The 21,463-nt window shown below is 73.7% G+C and carries 19 protein-coding genes; 9 read left to right on the top strand and 10 right to left on the bottom strand.

Annotated elements, in window-relative coordinates:
* The first annotated feature begins 12 nt into the window (after positions 1-12).
* Both purL and BLW32_RS23625 read left to right on the top strand, forming a co-directional pair.
* Positions 13-2,280 (top strand): phosphoribosylformylglycinamidine synthase subunit PurL, encoded by a 2,268-nt coding sequence (gene purL / locus BLW32_RS23630; RefSeq protein ID WP_175546305.1) that lies wholly within the window; start codon positions 13-15, stop codon positions 2,278-2,280.
* Positions 2,280-3,677: an amino acid permease gene (locus BLW32_RS23625; protein ID WP_068741474.1), complete on the top strand. Its 1,398-nt coding sequence runs from the start codon at positions 2,280-2,282 to the stop codon at positions 3,675-3,677. The genes purL and BLW32_RS23625 overlap by 1 nt, the downstream gene beginning before the upstream one ends.
* Here BLW32_RS23625 and BLW32_RS23620 read toward each other — a convergent pair.
* A complete protein-coding gene (locus BLW32_RS23620; protein ID WP_068741475.1) occupies positions 3,647-4,963 on the bottom strand; it encodes a sensor domain-containing diguanylate cyclase in 1,317 nt (438 codons plus the stop codon). The two genes, BLW32_RS23625 and BLW32_RS23620, sit on opposite strands and share 31 nt — an antisense overlap.
* Before the next feature lie 71 nt (positions 4,964-5,034).
* Between BLW32_RS23620 and BLW32_RS23615 the strand changes: the two genes are divergently transcribed.
* Together BLW32_RS23615 and BLW32_RS23610 are read left to right on the top strand one after the other, a co-directional pair.
* The gene (locus BLW32_RS23615) at positions 5,035-5,862 is read left to right on the top strand and encodes an SAM-dependent methyltransferase (RefSeq protein ID WP_068522782.1); all 828 of its coding nucleotides are present in this window, start codon (positions 5,035-5,037) and stop codon (positions 5,860-5,862) included.
* Between the two features lie 25 nt (positions 5,863-5,887).
* Positions 5,888-6,805: an MBL fold metallo-hydrolase gene (locus BLW32_RS23610; RefSeq protein ID WP_068741476.1), complete on the top strand. Its 918-nt coding sequence runs from the start codon at positions 5,888-5,890 to the stop codon at positions 6,803-6,805.
* 40 nt (positions 6,806-6,845) lie between these two features.
* Here the strand turns inward: BLW32_RS23610 and BLW32_RS23605 are convergent, their stop codons facing one another.
* From BLW32_RS23605 to BLW32_RS23580, 6 genes are all read right to left on the bottom strand, one after another.
* On the bottom strand, positions 6,846-7,595 hold the full coding sequence (locus BLW32_RS23605) for an anti-sigma factor (RefSeq protein ID WP_068522780.1): 750 nt from the start codon (positions 7,593-7,595) through the stop codon (positions 6,846-6,848).
* Positions 7,592-8,158: an ECF RNA polymerase sigma factor SigK gene (gene sigK / locus BLW32_RS23600; protein WP_068522779.1), complete on the bottom strand. Its 567-nt coding sequence runs from the start codon at positions 8,156-8,158 to the stop codon at positions 7,592-7,594. Before sigK ends, BLW32_RS23605 begins: the two co-directional genes overlap by 4 nt.
* Before the next feature lie 86 nt (positions 8,159-8,244).
* Positions 8,245-8,841, bottom strand: a complete 597-nt coding sequence (locus BLW32_RS23595) for a lipocalin family protein (RefSeq protein WP_068741477.1) — start codon at positions 8,839-8,841, stop codon at positions 8,245-8,247.
* A 40-nt stretch (positions 8,842-8,881) separates the two neighbouring features.
* Complete coding sequence (locus BLW32_RS23590; protein WP_068741478.1) at positions 8,882-10,165, bottom strand: class I SAM-dependent methyltransferase; 1,284 nt, start codon at positions 10,163-10,165, stop codon at positions 8,882-8,884.
* Positions 10,162-10,884 carry a DUF1365 domain-containing protein gene (locus BLW32_RS27930; RefSeq protein WP_068741479.1) on the bottom strand — a complete coding sequence of 241 codons (723 nt, stop codon included), beginning with the start codon at positions 10,882-10,884 and terminating at the stop codon, positions 10,162-10,164. Before BLW32_RS27930 ends, BLW32_RS23590 begins: the two co-directional genes overlap by 4 nt.
* Positions 10,885-10,898: 14 nt before the next feature.
* Positions 10,899-12,161, bottom strand: a complete 1,263-nt coding sequence (locus BLW32_RS23580; protein ID WP_068741480.1) for an NAD(P)/FAD-dependent oxidoreductase — start codon at positions 12,159-12,161, stop codon at positions 10,899-10,901.
* A 95-nt stretch (positions 12,162-12,256) separates the two neighbouring features.
* Between BLW32_RS23580 and BLW32_RS23575 the strand changes: the two genes are divergently transcribed.
* The 3 genes from BLW32_RS23575 to BLW32_RS23565 all read left to right on the top strand — a co-directional run bounded on the left by BLW32_RS23575 (position 12,257) and on the right by BLW32_RS23565 (position 14,766).
* Positions 12,257-13,603 carry a TIGR01777 family oxidoreductase gene (locus tag BLW32_RS23575; protein WP_068741481.1) on the top strand — a complete coding sequence of 449 codons (1,347 nt, stop codon included), beginning with the start codon at positions 12,257-12,259 and terminating at the stop codon, positions 13,601-13,603.
* 40 nt (positions 13,604-13,643) lie between these two features.
* Entirely contained in the window at positions 13,644-14,183 is a 540-nt protein-coding gene (locus BLW32_RS23570) for a DUF4334 domain-containing protein (RefSeq protein WP_068741482.1), read from the top strand.
* A 175-nt stretch (positions 14,184-14,358) separates the two neighbouring features.
* Positions 14,359-14,766, top strand: a complete 408-nt coding sequence (locus tag BLW32_RS23565) for a DUF1428 domain-containing protein (RefSeq protein ID WP_068522772.1) — start codon at positions 14,359-14,361, stop codon at positions 14,764-14,766.
* Between the two features lie 28 nt (positions 14,767-14,794).
* Here the strand turns inward: BLW32_RS23565 and BLW32_RS23560 are convergent, their stop codons facing one another.
* Entirely contained in the window at positions 14,795-16,303 is a 1,509-nt protein-coding gene (locus BLW32_RS23560) for a glutamate-cysteine ligase family protein (RefSeq protein WP_068522771.1), read from the bottom strand.
* 142 nt (positions 16,304-16,445) lie between these two features.
* On the opposite strand from BLW32_RS23560, the gene BLW32_RS23555 reads away from it, so the two are divergent.
* Positions 16,446-17,159, top strand: a complete 714-nt coding sequence (locus BLW32_RS23555) for a hypothetical protein (protein ID WP_068522770.1) — start codon at positions 16,446-16,448, stop codon at positions 17,157-17,159.
* A gap of 15 nt (positions 17,160-17,174) precedes the next feature.
* On the opposite strand, the gene BLW32_RS23550 is transcribed toward BLW32_RS23555, so the two are convergent.
* Together BLW32_RS23550 and BLW32_RS23545 are read right to left on the bottom strand one after the other, a co-directional pair.
* Complete coding sequence (locus BLW32_RS23550; RefSeq protein ID WP_068626454.1) at positions 17,175-18,794, bottom strand: amidohydrolase; 1,620 nt, start codon at positions 18,792-18,794, stop codon at positions 17,175-17,177.
* A gap of 3 nt (positions 18,795-18,797) precedes the next feature.
* Entirely contained in the window at positions 18,798-20,264 is a 1,467-nt protein-coding gene (locus BLW32_RS23545; RefSeq protein ID WP_068741483.1) for a purine-cytosine permease family protein, read from the bottom strand.
* A gap of 128 nt (positions 20,265-20,392) precedes the next feature.
* Between BLW32_RS23545 and BLW32_RS23540 the strand changes: the two genes are divergently transcribed.
* Positions 20,393-21,430, top strand: coding sequence for a LacI family DNA-binding transcriptional regulator (locus BLW32_RS23540; protein WP_068741484.1), 1,038 nt, complete (start codon positions 20,393-20,395; stop codon positions 21,428-21,430).
* Positions 21,431-21,463: the final 33 nt, after the last annotated feature.

The following is a 21,463-nucleotide window of genomic DNA, read 5'->3' as shown; positions in this document are numbered from 1 at the left end:
TAAACTGGGCTGGTGCACGTAGACACGGTGACCCACGCCGCCTCCACGCCCGATGTCGACCAGCCGTACCGCGAGCTCGGACTCAAGGACGACGAATACCAGCGGATCCGCGAGATCCTGGGCCGCCGCCCCACCGACGCCGAGCTCGCCATGTACTCGGTGATGTGGTCGGAGCACTGCTCCTACAAGAGCTCCAAGGTGCACCTGCGCTACTTCGGCGAGACCACCACCGACGAGATGCGGTCGACGATGCTCGCGGGCATCGGCGAGAACGCGGGCGTCGTGGACATCGGCGACGGCTGGGCCGTGACCTTCAAGGTCGAGTCCCACAACCACCCGTCGTACGTCGAGCCGTACCAGGGCGCGGCCACCGGCGTGGGCGGCATCGTCCGCGACATCATGGCCATGGGCGCGCGCCCGATCGCCGTGATGGACCAGCTGCGCTTCGGCCCGGCCGACGCGCCCGACACCCGGCGCGTGCTCGACGGGGTCGTGCGCGGCGTCGGCGGCTACGGCAACTCCCTCGGCCTGCCGAACGTGGGCGGTGAGACCGTCTTCGACGCCTCCTACGCCGGCAACCCGCTGGTCAACGCGCTGTGCGCGGGCGTGCTGCGCACCGAGGACCTGCACCTGGCCTTCGCCTCCGGCAAGGGCAACAAGATCATCCTGTTCGGCGCCCGCACCGGCCTCGACGGCATCGGCGGCGTCTCCGTGCTCGCGTCCGAGAGCTTCGACGAGGACGAGAAGCCCAAGAAGCTGCCGTCGGTGCAGGTGGGCGACCCGTTCATGGAGAAGGTGCTCATCGAGTGCTGCCTCGACCTGTACCGCGAGAAGCTCGTCGTCGGCATCCAGGACCTCGGCGGCGCCGGCCTCTCGTGCGCGACCTCCGAGCTGGCCGCTGCCGGCGACGGCGGCATGTACGTCGACCTCGACCAGGTGGCCTGCCGCGCCCAGGGCATGAGCGCCGCGGAGATCCTGTCCTCCGAGTCGCAGGAGCGCATGTGCGCCGTCGTGACGCCGGAGAACGTCGACGCCTTCATGGCCGTCTGCGCCCGCTGGGACGTGCTCGCCACCGTCATCGGCGAGGTCACCGACGGCGAGCACCTGGTGATCAGCTGGCAGGGCGAGACCGTCGTCGACGCCCCCGCCCGCACGATCGCGCACGACGGCCCCGTGTACCAGCGTCCCGTCGAGCGGCCGGCCTTCATGGACGCGCTCATCGCCGACACCACGGCGGGCCTGCGGCGCCCCGCGTCCGACGACGAGCTGCGTGCCACCGCGCTGAAGCTGCTCGCCTCGCCGGCGCTGTGCTCGCGCAAGTTCATCACCGAGCAGTACGACCGCTACGTCCGCGGCAACACGGTGCTCGCCGAGCACGCCGACGGCGGCGTCATCCGCATCGACGAGACCACGCAGCGCGGCATCGCGCTCTCCACCGACGCCTCGGGCCGCTACACCTACCTCGACCCGTACGTCGGCGGGCAGCTCGCGCTCGCCGAGGCCTACCGCAACGTCGCCGTCACCGGCGCGACCCCGAAGGCCGTCACCGACTGCCTGAACTTCGGCTCGCCGGAGGACCCGGGCGTGATGTGGCAGTTCCAGCAGGCCGTGCACGGCATCGCCGACGGCTGCGTCGCGCTCGGCATCCCCGTGACCGGCGGCAACGTCAGCTTCTACAACCAGACCGGCTCGACCGCGATCCTGCCCACCCCGGTGATCGGCGTGCTCGGCGTCATCGACGACGTCCGCCGCCGCATCCCGACGGGCCTCGGCACCGAGCCCGGCGAGACGCTGTACCTGCTCGGCGACACGCACGACGAGTTCGACGGCTCCATCTGGGCGCAGGTCGAGCACGACCACCTCGGCGGCGTGCCGCCCCGCGTGGACCTGCCGCGCGAGAAGCTGCTCGCCGACGTGCTCACCGCCGCGTCGCGCGACGGCCTCGTCTCCGCCGCGCACGACCTGTCCGAGGGCGGCCTGTGGCAGGCCGTCGTCGAGGCCGCGCTCGCGGGCGAGACGGGCTGCCGCCTGCTGCTCCCCGAGGGCTCGGACGCCTTCGTGCAGCTGTTCAGCGAGTCGACGGGCCGCGTGCTCGTCGCCGTTCCGCGGACCGAGGAGACCCGCTTCGCGGCCATGTGCGCCGCCCGCGAGCTCCCGGCCGTCCGCATCGGCGTGGTCGACCAGGGCAGCGACTCCGTCGAGGTTCAGGGCCGGTTCAGCGTGACGCTGGCCGACCTGCGCGCCGCGCACGAGGGCACGCTGCCCGCGCTGTTCGCCTGATGGCGGCACCGTCGGGCGAGAGCACCGGAGCGGCCGCGGCGTCCGATCCCGGCCTGCACGCAGGGCTCCGCGCCCGGCACCTGATCATGATGAGTCTCGGCTCCGCGATCGGCGCCGGGCTGTTCGTCGGCGCCGGTAAGGGGATCGCCCTGGCCGGCCCGGCGGTGCTCATCGCCTATGCCGTCGCGGGGCTCGTCGTCATCGCCGTGATGCGGATGCTCGGCGAGATGGTCGCCGCCGACCCGAATCCCGGCGCCTTCTCCTACTACGCCGGCCGGGCGCTGGGCCCCGGTGCCGGCTTCGCCGTCGGCTGGCTGTGGTGGGTGCAGCTGTGCCTGGTGGTGGCCGCGGAGGCCGTGGCCGCGGCGGCGATCCTGAACGGGCTGCTGCCCGGCGGACCGCCCGTCTGGGTGTGGGCGCTGGTGTTCATGGTCGCGCTGACCGCGCTGAACCTGGCCGGGGTCCGCGGCTTCGGCGAGTTCGAGTTCTGGTTCTCCCTGATCAAGGTCGTCTTCGTGGCGCTCTTCCTGATCATCGGCGTGGGCTACCTGCTCGGCTGGACGTCGGCGCCGTCGCCGGGCCTCGGCAACCTCACCGACTTCGCGCCCCACGGGATCAGCGGCGTCGTGGCCGCCCTACTGGTAGTGGCGTTCGCGTTCGGCGGCATCGAGATCGTCGCGGTCGCCGCCGCCGAGACGCAGGACCCCGAGCGCACCGTCGGGCGGGCGATCCGCGCGACCGTGTGGCGGATCCTGGTCTTCTACGTCGGCAGCGTCGCGGTGATCCTGCTGGCCCTGCCCTGGGATGACCCGGCCGTCGCGAAGGAGCCCTTCGTCGCCGTGCTGCGCGCCGCCGGGCTGCCCGCGGTCGGCACGACCCTCGGCGTGGTGATCGTGGTCGCGCTGCTCAGCTCGCTCAACGCCAACCTGTACGGCAGCTCGCGGATGCTCTACTCGCTCGCCGAGCGCGGCATGGCGCCCGCGGTCGCGGGCCGCGCCAACGGCTCGGGCGTCCCGGTCCTCGCGGTGCTCGCCAGCTCCGTCATCGGCTTCCTCGCCGTGCCCGCGACGTACGTCTGGGGCTCCGAGGTGCTGGACCGATTGCTCGCCGTCGTCGGGTCGACGCTCATCGTCACCTGGCTCGCGACCATCGCCTCGCAGATCGTGCTGCGCCGCCGCGCGGACCGCGACGGGACGCCGCTACCGCTCCGGATGTGGGGCTACCCCTACCTGTCGTGGGCCGTCCTCGCGGTGCTGCTGGGCATCGTGGCCCTGGCGATCGCGAACGACGGGGTCCGGGACCAGGTGCTCTCGACCGCGGCGATCGTTGCGCTGCTGTGGGTCGTGGGCACCGTGCACGCGCGCCGTCAGGCCCGCCTCGCCCCCTTGGAGCGGTAGAGCCCCGCGTCCGCCGCGACGATGAGCGCCTCCACCGAGGTGCCGGCCTCCGCGGTCGTGGTCGTGCCGACGCTCGCGCCGACCCGCACCACGTGCGCCTCGGCGCCGTCGGACGTGGGCAGCTCGACCGGTGTCGACAGCGCGCGGTGCACGAGCTGCGCCGCGTCGCCGGGCCGGAAGGGCGGCGAGACGAGGACCGCGAACTCGTCGCCGCCCACGCGGTACAGGGTGCCGACGCCGGTGAGCGCGGTGCCGATCCGCGTCGCGATCGCGCCGAGCAGCCGGTCGCCCACCGCGTGCCCGAGCCGGTCGTTGATCGCCTTGAAGCCGTCGAGGTCGACGAGGCAGAAGCCGACCCTGCCGGCGGGCGCGTCCGTGAGGTCCTCGCGCAGCCGCCGCCGGTTCGGCAGGCCCGTCAGCGCGTCGTGATGGGCGAGGTGACTCAACTGCGCATGGGTGGCCCGCAACTCGGTGACGTCGTGCCCGACGCCCACGAGCAGCGCCGGCCGGTCGCCCTCCGCGGGCACCCGGCTCAGCGCCCAGCGGCCGACGCTGGAGTCGCCCAGGAAGTGCAGCCGACGGTGCTCGAGGAACCGCGTCACGCTCTCGTCGTCGGCCTCGGCCAGCTCGCGCAGGACCCGCTCCACGTCGGCGGGATCCTCGGCGAGCAACGGCCGCACGTCGTCGCCCGACGCCCCGAGGAGCGTCGGATTGGCCTCCATCATCACGGTCATCGCCGAGCTCGCCTCGAGGATGCGGCCGCGCTCGTCGGCCACGAAGACGGGGGAGCGGGCGTGCTCGAACATCACCCGCAGCCGTGCCTGCGCCTGGCGCTCGCGCTCCTCGGCGGACCGCCGGGCCAGCTGCGCCGCCCGGTGCACCACGGCCTGCCCGTCGATGATCCGGCGGGTGAGGGCCTCGGCGTAGCCGGCGGTGTACTCCGCCAGGATCAGGGACGTCCGGCGCCGGACCTCCGCGGACGGTTCGCGGACCAGCGCGTCCGGGAGGGTCGCGATGGCGCGGCCACCCGCCGCCGCGCCCGCGGGCACGGTGATCTGCAGCGAGACGAGCAGCCGCCCGACGTCGCGGCCCACCGCCGGGTCGAAGTCGTCGGCGCCGAGCGCGGCGATCACCGACTGGAAGGCCGTCAGCAGGTCCGCCCGGACCACGGCGGCCGGCAGCGGGAGATACACGTCGTCCGCGATCGACATGAGGAACTCGTCCACGAGCAGGGCGACGACGGATTCACCCCGCGCGAGGAAACCCAGCGGTGACGATCCCGGCATGACCCTCCTCGCTCGCGGTTCGACCCAGCACTCTACGCGGGGCGCGCTCTTCGATTAGATTCGACGTTGCGATGACGAATCCCGAACCGACCGGCGCACCGTCGACGATCCCGCTGGACATGGACCGGCCGAACGGCTCGCGGCTGTACGACTACTTCCTCGGCGGCACCAGCTACCTGCCGGTCGACCGGGACGCGGGCGAGGAGATCGCGCGGGAGGCGCCGCACTGGGCGCTCGGTGCGCGGCTCACCCGGACCTTCGCGCGCCGTGCGGTGCAGACGATGGCCAATGCGGGAGTCGAGCAGTTCCTCGATCTCGGGTCGGGGATCACGGCCGGGGGCACCGTCCACGAGCTGGCGCGCCTGGTCAATCCCGCGGCGCGGACCGTCTTCGTCCACCGCGAGCCGATCGCGTACGAGCTCGGGCGCCAGCTCATCGGCGACGATCCGCACGCGGGGGTGCTCAAACTCGACATTCGCGACGCCGACGCGGTGCTCACGCACCCGGTGACCCGCGGGCTCATCGACTTCGACCGGCCCGTCGGGCTCCTCGCCGTCGGCACCTTCGTCTTCCTCGGCGACGAGGACGACCCCGGCGGCCTGCTTCGCCGTTATCGGCGGACCGTCGTGCCGGGCAGCATGATCGCGCTCTCGCACCTCTCCGACGACTCCGCGCACCCCGAGATCGCCGCCGAGCTGCACTGGGTGCGCCGCCGCTACGAACAGACCTCCACGCCGCTGCACATGCGGCCCCGCGCCGAGATCCTGTCGTGGCTCGACGGCACCGAGATCCTCGAGCCCGGGCTGGTGCGGTACGGCCGGTGGCGCCCCGAGTACCCCCTCACCGAGGCGCAGCTCCGCTGCGACTACGGATACGTCGGCCTGGGCCGGGTCACCTGAGCCGGCGCGGTGCCATCATGGGCCGATGAGGATCAAAGCCGGCCGGCCGAATCTCGCGGCGTATCAGGCCTTCGTCGACGAATCCGCCGCCCCGCCCACGGCGCCCGTCACGGTGACCTGGGCCGGCGTCACGACGCTGCTGATCGCCGACGGCGACTCCGCGGTGCTGACCGACGGCTTCTTCAGCCGGCCGTCGCTGGCACGGGTGGGCCTGGGGCGCCTGGCGCCGTCCGTCCCGCGCATCGAGGCGGGGCTCGACCGGCTGGGTGTGACCAGGCTCGACGCGGTGGTGCCGGTGCACACGCACTTCGATCACGCCTTGGATTCCGCGGTCATCGCCGAGCGGACGGGCGCGCTGCTGGTGGGCGGTGGGTCCGTCGCGCACCTGGGGCACGGCCTGCCCGGCGCGCAGGTGCGCGTCGTGCGCGACACCGCCCCGGTCGATCTCGGCGGCTTCGAGGTGACGCTGATCGAAGGCGATCACTGCCCGCCCGACCGCTACCCGGGCCCGATCACCGCCCCGGTGGTTCCGCCGGTCCGTGCGTCGGCCTACCGGTGCGGGGAGGCCTGGTCGATGCTCGTGCGGCACCGGACCACGGAGCGGACGGCGCTGGTCGTCGGGAGCGCGGGTTTCGTGCCCGGGGCGCTGGCGGGCCGCAGTGCCGACGTCGTGTACCTCGGCATCGGGCAGCTGGGCCTGCAATCCGTCGGGTACATCGAGCAGTACTGGTCCGAGACGGTGCGGGCGGTCGGCGCCCGTCGGGTGGTCCTGACCCACTGGGACGACTTCTTCCGGCCGCTGGAGCGCGGCCTGCGCGCCCTGCCCTACGCCGGCGACGACCTCGACGTGTCGATGGCGGTCCTGGGCCGGCTCGCGCGCGAGGACGGGGTGCCCCTCCACCTCCCGACGCCGTGGCGGCAGACGGACCCCTGGCGCGACTGACCCGGTCGCGCGACCACCGCGGTCGCGCGACCGGCGCCGGTCAGCGCGGCGCGATCGGCAGGGTCGTCACGATCCGGTCCGACGGGGTGGTCGCCCCGCCGGGGCGCTCGATCGAGATGCCGAAGGTCTCCGCACCGTCGATCGACGTGACCGCGGCCGTCGTCGTCGGCCGTACGTCGGCCTGCGTCATCGTGCCGCGCGAGCGGGCACCGCCGCCCGGATCCATCAGCCACATCTGGTAGACCGTGCCGTCCTGCGGCGGCGGAACGTCGTTCATGAGGACGACGCCCGCGTTGCGCTCCCGCGAGTAGATGAACGAGATGGTCGCGTCGCCGACGCGGGCCTGCGTGGTCCGGGCGTCGGGCGCGGCGAGCACGATCTCGGTCTCCGACGGTGCGCGCCCGTCCTGTCCGAGGACGGACCGGCCGAGGACGACGCCCGCCGCGACGGCGACGATGACGACGGCCGCCGCGGCGACCGCGCGCAGCGCGCTGCGCGACGGCCGTCGGCGCCGGATCGGCGTCACGCCGGGATTCTCGACGACGTGCGCCAGGACCCGGTCGAAGACCTCTGCAGGCGGCTCGACGCCGTGCTGTGCGGCCTGGGCGGCCATGGTCTCGCGCACCGCGCCGACCCGGGCGTCGAACTCCTCCCGGACCTCGGCGGCCGCCGCGTCCCGCGCAGCCTCCACGCCGGCCCGTTCGTCGGCGTCGAGGGCGTGCAGCGCGTAGACCTCCGCGTCGTCGAGGAGCGCGTCCCCGTTCCCCGCGTCGCTCGGTGCGTCGGTCATGACAGCACTCCGAGTGGCTCCAGGCACCGGCGCAGGCGCACAAGGCCGTCACGGATGCGGCTCTTCACGGTGGCGAGCGGGGCGTCCAGCCGCTCCGAGACCTCGCGGTAGGTGTGACCGCCGTAGTAGGCCATGGTGAGGGCGTCGCGTTGCGGGTCGCTCAGCGTGTCGAGGCAGTCGACGACGGCACCGGAATCCTCGCGCTGCTCGGTCGTCTCGGCCACGACGTCGTGGGGGCGCTGGTAACTCGCGTGGGCGAAGCTGTTCTCGCGGTCGCCGCGCGAGCGTTCGGCCCGGACCCGGTCGACGGAGCGGCGGTGCGCGATGGTCACGAGCCAGGCCTCGGCGGAGCCGCGGGCGGCGTCGAACTCGGCGGCCTTGCGCCACGCCTCGAGGTACACCTCCTGGGTGATCTCCTCGCCGTAGCCGCGGTCCCCGATCACCCGCAGCGCCGTGCCGAAGACGAGGCGCCCGGTGCGTTCGTAGAGCTCGCGAAAGGCCCCTACGTCGCCGGCGGCGGTGCGCTCGAGCAGGTCGTCGGCCTCGGTCCGCGCACGTGTCATCCGCGTGCCTCCTTCGTCCCGCGGTACGTTACCGGTAGCCGGTGCTCCGGGCCCGATAGCGGCCCCGTCCGCGGGCCGGTGCAGAGTCAGGGGAGCGCACACAGCGGCGCGATCCGTTCGAGCCCCCCGGTGGTCGGCGTGCTCAGGATGGTGCAGGCGTTGTAGCCGAGCCGCTCCGCGGTGGCGCGCACCTGCGCCCACCGGGCGGCGGGCACGGCGGAGGTCCGGGACAGGACGAAGGCGCTGCGCCGCGCCGGGTCGCCGACGAACGCCCAGGAGTAGTCCGGCGCCAGGGCCGCGACCACGTAGTTGGGCGGTCCGTCGAGGGCCTCCTGGGTGGGGACGCCGGGGAACGAGACGTGCAACTGCGCGGTGGTGCGGGGATCGGTGACCCGGGCGTTGCCCCGGATCGACGAGGTCGAACCAGTCCACGTGGTGCACGTGTTGTGGACCGAGACGTTCGTCGCGTCGACGATCCGATAGGTCGCCGTGGTGTCGCGGGCGCACTGCGCGCTGAACGGTGCGGGGATCGCCGCGAGCTGGTGCCACGTGCCGACGTACCGGGCCACGTCGACCTTCGCGACCGGGCCGAGCGGTGCCGCGACGGCGGGGGCCGCGACGGCACCCGTGACGGCGACGGCGGCGGTGAGGGCGAGGGCGGTGGAGCGGGCGGTGCGGATCATCGGTTCTCTCCTCGGTGGGGACGGGGGACGAAGGTGCTCATCAGGTGGCCTCCGGCGCGAACACGATCTGTTGCACGTCCAGGTAGCCCGAGCGGAAGCCCGCCTCGCTGTAGGCGAGGTAGAACTCCCAGAGCCGGCGGAACGCCGCGGAATCCGCGGGTGGGGGCAGGCTCTCCGGATCCGTGAGGAAGCGTTCGCGCCACAGGCGCAACGTCTCCGCGTAGTGCTCCCCGAACCGGTGCCGGGTCACCACGGCGAGGCCCGCCGTCCGGGCGGCGTCGGAAACGGCCTCGGTGGAGGGCAGCATCCCTCCGGGGAAGACGTACTTCTGGATCCACGTGTAGGTGCGCAGCGTGGCGAGCATCCGGTCGTGCGGCATCGTGATCGCCTGCACCGCGATCCGCCCGTGCGGCGCGACGAGCCTCGCCAGCGTCCCGAAGTACTCGTTCCAATGGGCGGCGCCGACGGCCTCGATCATCTCGACGGAGACGACCGCGTCGTACACCCCGTCGATACGGCGGTAGTCGAGCAGATCCACCTGCACGCGATCCGCCACCCCGGCCGCCGCGATCCGGTCCAGCGCCAGGTCGCGCTGCTCCGTCGACAGCGTCACGGAACGCACCACGGCGCCGCGCGCCGCCGCGCGCAGGCACAGCTCGCCCCACCCGGTCCCGATCTCGAGCAGCCGGGTGCCGGGCCCGACGCCCGCGGCGTCGAGGAGGCGATCGATCTTGGCGTGCTGCGCCTCCGCCAGCGCGGACCACCGAGCGTCCGTCGCGGGGCCGGCGTGCGTCACGCCGGGTTCGCCGTCCGGGATCTCCGCCGGGGAGAACAGCGCGCTCGAGTAGGTCAGGGTCTCGTCGAGGAACGTCGCGAACAGGTCGTTGGAGAGGTCGTAGTGGTGGGAGACGTTGTCCCGTACGTGATCGGGCGTGCCGATCTCGGTGCGGGGCCGGGCGGTCGCGGCGAGGCTCCGCAGCGACTGCAGCCACTGCGGCACCAGCTCGGGCATCCGCTCCGCGAGGGCGGTGAGCGCCGCGACCAGGTCCGGGGAGTCCCACTCGCCGGCCACGTAGGCCTCGCCGAAACCGATGAGCCGGGAGGTCCCGATCCTGCGGTGCACGGCGTCCGGGGCGTGGAGGACGATGTTCGGTTCCGCGGGCACGGGATCGCCCGCCCTCGTGACGGCGACGCCGGAGCGCGCGGCGGCGCGCGCGAGCAGGGCGCGGGCCGCGCGGCCCAGGACGCGGGCGCGGACCCCGGTCGGCACGGGGACGCGGAGGTCGTCGGCGTGGGAGCTGCGGGGTGCGAGGTCGACGGTCACGAGTGCGCTTTCTGGTCGGTGGAGCCGGGGCGGGGGACGAGGGGGAGGCCGGAGGCCCACAGTCGGATGCCGTGCCACCGGATCCGGGCGGCGGCGACGAGTGGGACCAGTGGAGCGCGCAGCTGCGCCAGGAGGATCCGGGCCGGCGTCGGAACCCTTCGGGCGCCGCGCCATTCGGCGGTGAACGGTGCGCGACCGGGCCGCTCGAGGACCACGTCGATGGACAGCTCCCCGTCCGGTTCGGGCATCCGGAGCCGGTAGACACCGTCCACGGCGTTGAACGGGGAGACGTAGAAGGCCTTGGCGACCGACGCGCCGGACTGCGCCGACGGGCCCAGGACGTACGCGTGCCGTCCGCCGTAGGTGTTGTGCACCTCGGCGACGATCGCCCGCACCGCTCCCTCGGCGTCGTGACACCAGAAGACGGTCAGCGGATCGAAGACGTAGCCCAGGCAGCGCGCGTTGAGGAGCGCCGTGATCGTCCCGCCGGGCACCTGCGCGCCGTGCGCGCGGAGCGTCTCCTCGACCCGCCCCCGGAGGGTGTCGGCACCGTCGGCGACCGGCGACAGGTGGTCGGACACCCGGAACGAGACGAGCGGCCGCAGCCACACCGGCACCGTCGGCGGGGTGTCGACATCGATGAACCAGCTCGCGCTCCGATACCGGAAGCCGTGCTCGACGGGGGAGCGCCGCAGATGCCCGATCTCGGTGTCGTACATCGCGGGAGTACCGGTCACGGCGCGCCCCCGGTGACGCGGCGGGCGGCACGGAGCCCCGACGCCGCGCCGTCCTCGTGGAAACCCCACCCGTGGTAGGCGCCCGCGAAAGCCAGGCCCGGGCCGGAGATCTCGTCCAGCCGCCGCGACGCCGTGACCGACTCGGTGGTGAACGCCGGGTGCTCGTAGGGAAGCTCGGCGAGCACCCGCGCGGGGTCGACGAGACCCTCGCCGCCGAGCGTCACCAGCGCGGTCTCGCCTCCGCGCGGCAGCCCCATGAGCCGGGTGACGTCGTAGGTGACGCAGACCCGCCCGCCGTCGCCCGTGGCGAGGTAGTTCCACGATCCGCGGGCGTTCGCCGTGCGCGGGAGGAGCGAGGTGTCGGTGTGCAGCAGAGCGGGATTCGGCGTGTAGTCGATCGCGCCCAACAGCTCGCGCTCGAGCGCCGTCGGTGCGTCGAGGAGGGCGAGGGCCTGGTGCGGGTGGACCGCGACCACGGCACCGTCGAACTCCTCCGCGGCCCCGCTGTCGCCGACGACGCGCACGCCCCGGCCGGTCCGCGCCAGGCTGCGGACACCGGTCCCGGCGCGCACGTCCGCGACGCCCGCCGCGATCTTCTCGACGTACCGCGCGGACCCGCCGATGACGGTGCGCCACTGCAAGGAGTGCCCGACCGAGAGCATGCCGTGATTCGCCAGGAACCGGAACAGGTAGCGGGCCGGGTACGCGTCGACGCCGTCCGGAGGGCACGACCACACCGCCGCGACGAGCGGCCGGAGGAAGCCCTCCACCAGGCGGTCGCTGAAGCCCTCGCGGCGGACGAACTCGCCGAGCGGCACGTCCGGCCCGCTGTCGCGCAGGTGCCGCCGGGCGCGGCGGTGGAAGCGCGGCACCTCGGCGAGGAGCCGCACGTGACCGGCGTCGGTGAGATGCCGCCTCGTGGGCAGGAGGCCGCGGATCCCCTTGCCGCCGGCGAATTCGACGCCGCGCACGTCGTCGCGGATCGACATGCTCATCTCCGCGTCGCGCGTCGCGACCCCGAGCTCCTCGAAGAGGCCGCAGAGCACGGGGTAGGTGCGGTCGTTGTGCACGAGGAACGCCGAGTCCACCCGGACGGGCGCGTCGAGCCCGAGATCGACGGTGTGGGTGTGCGCGTGGCCGCCCAGGCGGGTGTCCCGCTCGTAGAGCGTGACCCGCGCCGTCCGGCTCAGCTCGTGCGCGGCTACAAGCCCCCCGACCCCGCTGCCGATCACCGCGAAGCGCTTGTTCGCATCGTTCATACCCGTCATTCGGAGCCGCGCCGCCGCCGGATGGGGGCGGACACCGAGAGATTTCCCACCGTGTGCTCGCGGGGCCCCGGGGCTAGCGTGGAGCCATGGGAATACACGGATCCGCTGTCGTCGACGCACCCGTCGACGAGGTCTTCGACTGGTTCTCCCGCCCCGGGGCGTTCGCGCGCCTGCAGGCGCCCTGGCTGCCGATGCGCCTCCGGTCGCAGGCCACTTCCCTCGCCGACGGCGTGACGGTGATCGACCTGCCCGGGGGCCTGCAGTGGCGCGCCGCGCACGACCCGGAGGGGTACGTGCCCGGCCGCCGGTTCGTCGACGAGGTCTCGGCGGACGGCGTCCGCTCGCTGCCCGCCGGCCTGTTCCCCTGGCGGCACGTCCACGGCTTCGAGCCGGTCGACGCGCACCGGACCCGGGTCACCGACGAGGTGGAGACCCCCGTGCCGGAACGCCTGCTGGCCGAGGTCATCGCCTTCCGGTACCGGCGCCTCGCCGGGGACCTCGCGGCGCACCGTCGGGCCGCCGACGCGGGACTGGGGCCCTCGACCGTCGCCGTCACGGGTGCATCGGGACTCGTCGGCACCGACCTCGTCGCCCTCCTCAGCACCGGCGGGCACCGGGTGCTGCGGCTGGTCCGCGGTGAGCCGCGGTCCGAGGACGAGCGCCGGTGGGACCCGGCCGCGCCGGATCCCGCCGCGCTGGAGGGCGTGGACGCCGTCGTCCACCTCGCCGGGGCGAGCATCGCCGGGCGGTTCACCCCGGCGCACAAGGAACGGATCGCGGCGAGCCGGATCGAGCCGACGCGGCTGCTCGCCCGGGCCGCCGCCCGGGCCGGCGTGCCCGTGTTCGTCAGTGCTTCCGCCGTCGGCTGGTACGGGCGCGACCGGGGCGACGAGATCCTCACCGAGGAGTCGGCGGCGCCCGCGGAGCCCGACTTCCTCGCCGACGTGGTGCGCCGCTGGGAGGCCGCCGCGCACGACGGGGCCGGCGACGGACCGCGCGTGGTCACCGTCCGCACCGGGATCGTCCAGGCGCCCCAGGGCGGGACGCTGAAGCTGCTGCTGCCACTGTTCCGCGCCGGCCTCGGCGGCCGGCTCGGCGACGGCCGCCAGTGGCAGCCGTGGGTCGGCATCGACGACCTGGTGGACGTCTACCACCGGGCGCTGTGGGACACCGGACTGTCGGGACCCGTCAACACCGTCGCGCCGGGCGTGGTCCGCAACGCGGCGTACACCCGCGCCCTCGGCCGGGCCGTGCACCGGCCGACCCTGCTCCCCGTCCCGGCGTTCGGTCCGGCCCTCCTCCTGGGCCGCGAGGGCGCGGACGACCTCGCGTTCGCCTCTCAGCGGGTGCGTCCCGGCGTGCTGGAGGAACGCGGCCACCCCTTCCGGTACCCCGCGGTCGACGACGCGTTGGCGCACCTGCTCGGCGGCTGAGCGCGTACCGTCGGGTCGACGGCGCCGACGAGGAGGACCGATGATCACGACCCCCGGAGCACCGGCCGCGGAGCTCGCCCGCCTGCAGGCCGCGGGCACCGCCACTGAGGCCTTCGCGCTCTACGACGCGCTCCCCGCCGTGCAGGTGGCCGACATCCTCGGCGACTGGCGCGGCGAGGGCCTCGACACCGGCCACCCCATGGACGGGCTGCTCGAGCTCTACGGCTGGCACGGCAAGCGCTTCGCCTCCGCGAACGACGTGCAGCCGCTCGTCTTCGACGGTCCGCGCGGCCCCTACCCGGTGAATCCCGCCGCCATGCCGCTCGGGGCGTCGATGCGGCTGCCGCGCGGACTGCTCACCGCCACCGCGCCGCTGGCCCGCCGCGGGCTGCGACTGGTGCGCACGTCGAAACCCCGTGCGCGGCTGCGCATGATGGAGCACCGCGGCGTCGTCACCGCGACGATGAGCTACGACGCGCTGCCCATCAACGACCACTTCCGCCGCGTCGACGACGCCACCCTGCTGGGTGTCATGGACCTGCGCGACGTGCCGCCGTTCTTCTTCGTGCTGCGCCGCTGACCGTCTGGCGCCGCTCAAAGCCACCGGACCGCGATCCCCTGGATGCTGGGGGACGAACTCGGAAAGGGACGTCGACGGGACCGCGCCCACCCCACGCCTGCAACCGTCACGTCGTACGCTGCCTGCGTCTTGCGGGAGTTGTTACGGTCGGACAACCGCAACAGGGAGTAGAGCAATGACATTCGCCGACATCACCATCACTCCGGTGCCCCACGCGAAGAAGGAAGACTACTTCGAGTTCTCGCGACGGATGGCCGCCGTGTACCGCGACCACGGTGCCACCCGGATCGTCGACTACTGGCAGGCCGACGGTGCGGCGAACCAGAGCGACTTCCATGCCGATGGCACGTCGTACTCCCCGGGCGAGCTTCGGGGCATCGCCCAGCTCGTCGGCGTCGACACTGCGGAGGCCGTCGTCGTCTCCGTGACGGAATGGCCGTCCCGTGCCGCTCGTGACAAGGGCAACGCCGCCGCGACCCAGGACCCCCGCGTGATCGCAACGCTCGACGAAGATCCCGTCTTCGACGGCAAGCGTCTCCTCGGCGACAGCTTCGACATCAGGCCGTACCCGCCGGGGGAATGACCGGGGCGCGACGGCGGCGACCTCGGGCTCACACCTCCCAGGTGTGCACCGGGTTCCCCTCGTGCATCAGCTGCACGTAGTCGGCGAGCATGCCGCGCAACGCCTGCTCGCGGGACTCGCCCGCGGCCTCGCGGTTCGCGACGGCCTGCCGCTGCCACGAGGAGCCGGTCTGCCGCTGGATGCACCGGCCCTCGAGCACCTGCATGTAGCGCTCGCGCGACTTGGAGCCCACGCCGTAGGCCTTGAGGCCGGAGTCCATGAGCGGGAGAAGGCGGCGCAGCACCAGCTCGTCGGGCCGGATCCAGCCGACGTTGGGCCAGTACAGGCCGGCGTCGAAGGCGTCGCGGGCGCCGGAGTGCAGGTTCTCCGTGGCGGCGTCGAAGCTCATCTGGGTCCAGATGGGTCGGTCGGCCTCCACGAGCGCGCGCACCACGCCGTAGTAGAAGGCGGCGTTCGCCATGGTGTCCACCACCGTCGGGCCCGCGGGCAGCACGCGGTTCTCGACGCGCAGGTGGGCGTGCCCGTCGACCACGTCGTAGACGGGGCGGTTCCAGCGGTAGACGGTGCCGTTGTGCATGCGGAGCTCGGGCAACTCGGGCGACTCGCCGCGGGAGACCACCTCGAGCGGGTCGACGTCACTGCACACCGGCAGCAGTGCCGGGAAGTAGCGGGTGTTCTCCTCGAACAGGTCGAACGTGGAGGTGATCCACCGCTCGCCGAACCAGACCCGCGGCCGCACGCCCTGATTGCGCAGCTCGATGGGCCGGGTGTCGGTGGCCTGCTCGAACAGCGGGATGCGGGTCTCGTGCCACAGCGCCTTCCCCGCGAGGAAGGGCGAGTTCGCGGCGATCGCCACCTGCACGCCCGCGATGGCCTGCGCCGCGTTCCAGTGGGCCGCGAAGTCCTCGGGCGCGACCCGCAGGTGCAGCTGCAGGGAGGTGCAGGCCGCCTCGGGGAGGATGGTGTCCGAGGTGATGTCGAGCCGTTCGCCGACCACCGCGCCGGGCAGCGGGGCACCCTCGATGTCGATCTCGATGTCCTCGCCGCGGGCGGCGAAGACCTGCTCGTTGAGCAGGTCGTAGCGCGGGTTCGCGGAGAACCACTGCTTGCCGAAGTGCTCCTCCTCGAGCGTCGGGAGCATGCCGATCATGACCAGGTTCGAGCCCGCGGCGCGGGCCCGCTCGTCGGCCCGGTTCAGCGACTCGCGGAGCGAGTCCTCCAGGTTCTCGGTGCTCTGGTCGACGAACGGCCTTGGGGCCACGTTGATCTCGATGTTGAACTGGCCCAGTTCGGTCTGGAAGTCGGGATCCGCGATGGCGTCCAGCGCCTCCGCGTTCGCCATGGCCGGCTCCATCTCGTCGTCGACGAGGTTCAGCTCCACCTCCATGCCGAGCAGCGGCTCGGGCGGCGCTCCGTCGTCCGTGAACAGACCCTCGGCCAGCATCCGGGCGATGGCGTCCGTTCCGCGCTGGACCTGGCGGCGGAACCGCATGCGGTCCTCGCGCGTGAACACCCTGGCATCGACATCGGCACCCATGGCTCGCAGCTTTGCAGAAGCGGCGCGGCGCGTGGGGGCGAATGGAGTCATCGGGCCCGTCCGGACTGTCGGGTCTTCACCGGCGCGGATGAGTGATGAACTATTCTCGACGGCGTTGACGCCGAACCGATAGGGGATCCTCATGCGCGCCGTCCGTCGTTCCGCCCTGGCCCTCACGGCCCTCGCCCTCGCCGCCCCGGCGGCCCTGTCCCCGGCGGGCATCGCCTCCGCCGCGCCCGCGAAGCCGGCCACGCCTGCGGCGCAGCTGCTGCTGACGCAGGGCGAATTCCCCGCCGGCTACGAGGTCCAGAAGGTGAGCCCGCGGGAGCTGTCGGAGATCACCGACACCGTCGGCACCGGTATCAACGGTGCCCGCGTGACCCCGGCGCACTGCGCGCCGACGCTCGACCGGGCCGCCCTCGGCCGCGCCGCCGGCCTGCCCATCGTCGTGGCCGTCAACGAGGCCAAGCGGACCGCCCTCTCCGAGACGCTGTCGTCCGCCGGCGCGGTGGACAACGCGCTCCGCATCCCCGCCGGCTGCGAGAACATCCGCATCGAGATGAACCCGAAGCCCGGCTCGGCCGACCGCGTCGTCATGAACGCCACGTCCGCGCCGATCGCGCTCCCGGGCGCGCCGAAGGGCGCGCGGGCCGTGTTCACCCGGGCCACGGGCACCGTCACCGTCGACGGCAAGGACTCGCGTTTCGTACAAGAGCAGCTCATCGGCGGCGAGCAGGTCCGCGGCTACGCCGTGCTCCTGGTCTCGACCACGGTGAGCGACTCGGGCCGCGCCGACCGCGCGGGCTTCACGCAGGCGCTCACCGCGGCCACGAACAAGGTCCGGACGGCGAAGTAGTCGCCCCGCCGGGGCTCAGCGCCCGGCCACCGTCCGGCCGCCCACGACGGTCCGCGCGATGTTCGCCGTGAGCAGCGCGTCCGGACCGGCGGCGAACGGATCGGCGTCGAGCACGACGAAGTCCGCGGCGAGGCCGGCCCGCAGCGTGCCCGCGACGTCCTCCCACCGGCACGAGTACGCCGCGTCGCGGGTCCCGTGCCCGAGCGCCGCGGCGAGCGGCAGCGCCAGCTCCGGGAGGTTCGCGGGCAGCGACGGGTCGATCGCCGACCGCCGAGTGGACGCCACGAACATGTTCGGCAGCGGCGGGTGCGGCGCCGTCGGCGCATCGGAGCCGAACGCCAGCACGGCGCCCGCCGCAGTGAACTCGGGCCACGGATAGCCCCGCTCCACGCGATGATCGCCGAGGTTGGCGCGCCAGGTCGCCTGGATCGCCGGGTCGGCGTGGACGGGCTGCATGGACGCGACGGCGCCGAGGCGCGCCAGCCGCGCGACGTTCTCCTCGGCCACCGTCTCCAGGTGCTCGAGCCGGTGCCGCCGGTCGAGCGGGCCGTTGGCCGCGATCGCCCGCTCGAGCGCGGTGAGCGCGATGTCGGAGGCCTCGTCGCCGATGGCGTGCATCGCCACCTGCAGGCCCGCGGCATCGGCGGCCCGGACCACGGGCTCCAGCGCTGCGAGGGGCCAGATGGGGCCGGGGCGGCTGCCGTCGGCGAAGGGCGCCCGCATCGCGGCGGTGCAGCTGTCGATGACGCCGTCGACCATGATCTTCACGCCCGCGATCCGGATCGGACCGCCGGCCAGTCGCTCGGCGAGGGCGCGGGCCTCGTCGACCTGCGCGAGATCGGCCACGGGGTCGCCGGTCGGCGCGATGAGCCAGTGCGCGGCGACCCGGATCCCCAGCCGGCCGTCGGCCGCGGCGCGTTCCAGGGCGGCGAGATCGTCCGCGCGCATCCCCATGTCGACGGCGCCCGTCACGCCCGCCTCCAGGTAGGCGGCGACCGCGGCGTCGAGGGCGCGGTCCCGGTCGGCGTCGGTGACCAGGCCCGCGAGGAAGTCCTCGGCGAGGCCGAGCGCCGCGGTCTCGTAGAGCATGCCCGTGGCCGCGCCGGTCGCGTCGCGGCCGATGGTGCCGCCGAGGGGGTCCGGGGTGGAATCGTCGATCCCGAGTTCGGCGAGGGCCGCGGTGTTCACCCAGATCGAGTGCATGTCGTTCGAGTGCAGGTAGACGGGGCGGTCGGCGACCGCCTCGTCGAGCAGGTGCCGGTCGGGGGCGCGCCCGGCGAGCGGCTCGAACAGCCACTGCCCGCCGAGCAGGCGCGGCGCGTCGGGGTGCTCCGCGGCGTAGGCGCGCAGGCGCGCCTGGAGGTCGGCCGCGTCGCGCGCGGCGAGGAGGTCGAGGTGCCCCAGGGACGAACCGAGGTGGACGAGGTGGGTGTGCGCATCGACGAAGCCGGGCAGGACGACGGCACCGTCGAGCTCGACGACGCGGAGCCCGCTCGCGTCGCGGCAGTGCTCGCGCGCGTCGGCGTCGGACCCGACGAAGGTCAGGACGCCCCCGGTCTCGACGAGTGCCTCGGCCCAGGGGCGGTCGGGGTCGGCGGTGAAGATCCGGCCGCCGCGGTGCAGGGTGGTGGTCATGGTCTACTCCGTTGCAGGGGTGGGGAATCCGTAGAGGATCCGGGTGAGCAGGGCGTACAGGCCGGCGGCGGCGAGGACGCCGACGGGGAGGGACAGGTCGATCCCGCCGAGGCCGACGGCGATCGGACCGCGGAACTCGACGGTGTGCGCGCACAGCAGGGACAAGCCCGCCGCGGCGAGGACGGAGACGGCGCCCGCCAGGTTCACGCCGCCCGTGAACCAGAACCGGGAGGCGGGCGAGACGTCGCTGAGCGCCACCCCGTCGTAGCGGCCGCGGCGCAGCACGATGTCGGTGACGTAGACCGCCATGATCGGGCCGACGAGCACGACGAGCATCGACAGCGCGCTGCTGACGGCGCCGAGGAAGTCGGACACGAACAGCGCGTAGAGGGTGAGCAGCGCGCCGAGGACGCCTGTCACGGCGACCGCCCGCGCCCGGCTCAGCGGCAGGCCCACCGACTGCAGCGCCAGGCCGGCGCTGTACGAGGTGAGCGCGTTGTTGCACACGGTGCTCACGATCACCGCGACGAGGAAGATCGGCACGAACCACGACGGCATCAGCGAGATCAGCCCGGCCTGCGGGTCGGACATGTCGACCGCAGTCGCGGCCAGGGCGCCCGCCGCGACGAGGACGACGCCGGGGATCGCGCCGCCGAGGGCGGTCGCGGCCGCGACCGACGCGGGGCGGGTGTCGGCGGGCAGGTACCGGGCGAAGTCGGAGCTGATCGTGTAGGACAGCGGCGCGGCGGCCACCAGGGTGAGCCCGCCCAGGATCGCGACCCACAGGTCGAAGCCGTGCAGCGGCGCGGGCTGGGCGAATCCGAGGTCGGCGCGGGACGCCACGAACCCCGACATGACCAGGAAGACGACGCCGAGGACGAGCGACAGCAGCGGGTACAGGCGGCTGATCATCCCCTGCCCGAAGACGGCGACGGTCACCGTCGCGGTGGCGATCGCCGCGATGACGGCGAACTTCGCCGGCGTGCTGATCGGAACGTCGAAGTGCTGCAGCAGCGTGTAGCCGACGGCCGCCGCCGCGGCCCAGTTGATGGCGATGTAGCAGACCGAGACGAACCAGCCGTTGACCGCGATCGCGACGCGGTTGCCGCGCACGCCGTACATCGCGCGGGTGGTCACCTGGCTCGGCGTTCCCGACACCGGTCCCGGAATCGCCACGATCCCCGTGACCACCGAGAACAGGCAGCCGACGACCGCGACGGCCACGGCCTGCCAGAGCTCGAGGCCCATGAGCACGAGCGCCGCGCCGACCACGAAGGACAGGTAGTTGATGCTGGGCGCGCACCACAACGCGAACAGGTCGCGGGCGCGCCCGTGCCGCTCGGCGTCGGGGATGACGTCGATGCCGTGGGCCTCGACCCGGGGCCGGGTCGTGTCGGCCGTCGGCGTCGCGGGCGCGGATGGGTCCGGCCGGGCGGCAGCGCCCTCCGGGGCGGGGTGGGTCGGCGTCATCGGGCCTCCGCGGGGAATCGGTCGCGCCGCGCGGTCAGCGGCGCCGTGTGGCGCGGATCACGCTAGGTAGCCAAATCGATTTGGACAAGAGAGTGGCGGGAATTCCCCGCGGGTCTAGCGTGGGTGCCATGAGCAGCCGGCCCCGGATCGCCGACGTCGCGCGTCGCGCGGGCGTCTCGGTCACGACCGTCTCGCACACCTTCAGCGGCAACGGGGTCGTCGCCGCCGAGACGCGCGAGCGGGTGCGCGCCGCGGCCCACGAGCTCGGCTACCGGCCCGACGTCCTGGCCCAGGGCCTGCGCCGCAACCGGCTCAGCGTGCTCGCGCTCGTCGTGCGCCCGCTGGACCGGATCGACCCCGGCCAGCTGCACGGCGTGGACTACTTCCTGCGCCTCGCCGGCGCCGCCGCGATGGCCGCGCTCGACGCCGGCTACTGCCTCATGCTCGTCGGCGACCCCGCGCGCGACGACGCTCCGTCGGCCGCCCTCGCCGCCGAGGGGATCCTGCTCACCGAGCCGGTCCGCGGCGACCCGCTGATCGACCTGTGCCAACGGATCGGGACGCCGTGCGTCACCGTCGGGCTGCCGCCGCGCGAGGACGGGACCTGGGCCGACGATGCGCCGGGGCACGTGGGGATCGAGACCGAGCGCATCACACGCGACGTGCTCGAGCACCTCGCCGCCGCCGGGAGCCGGACGATCGCGTTCCTCGCCGCCGACGAGCAGGACGAGTGGTCGCTGCGCTCCATCGAGGTGTACCGCGCCTGGTGCGCCGACCGGGGGGCACCCGCCGCGGTGGTCGTGCACGCCGACGCGCTCGGCGCGGCCGCCGGTGTGGACGCGGTCGACCGGTGGTTCCCGCCGGGGTGCGTCCCCGGCGTCGACGGCGTGCCCGACGCGCTGTACTGCCTCGCCGCGGCGCCCGCCGTCGGCGCGGCGGAGCGGCTGCGCGAGCTCGGCCACGCGGTGCCGGGCGCGGTGCGGATCGCGGCGGGCTCCGACGCCGAGGAGGCGCGTGCGGCGGACATCACCGCCGTCGATCTGCAGCCCGAGGAGCTGGCCCGGCGGGCGGTGACGACGCTGGTCGCGCTGCTGCGGGGCGAGGACGCGCCCGTGCAGCCCGCCGGCGTCGGACGCCTCATGCTGCGCGGCTCGACGGCGCGCTGAGGCGCCGCGGCCGCTGAGTCCGCTACAGCTGCA

The organism is Tsukamurella tyrosinosolvens (assembly GCF_900104775.1).
Lineage (GTDB): Bacteria > Actinomycetota > Actinomycetes > Mycobacteriales > Mycobacteriaceae > Tsukamurella > Tsukamurella tyrosinosolvens.
Note: the sequence above shows the minus strand (reverse complement) of the source record. Positions and strands in the feature narration are given on the sequence as shown.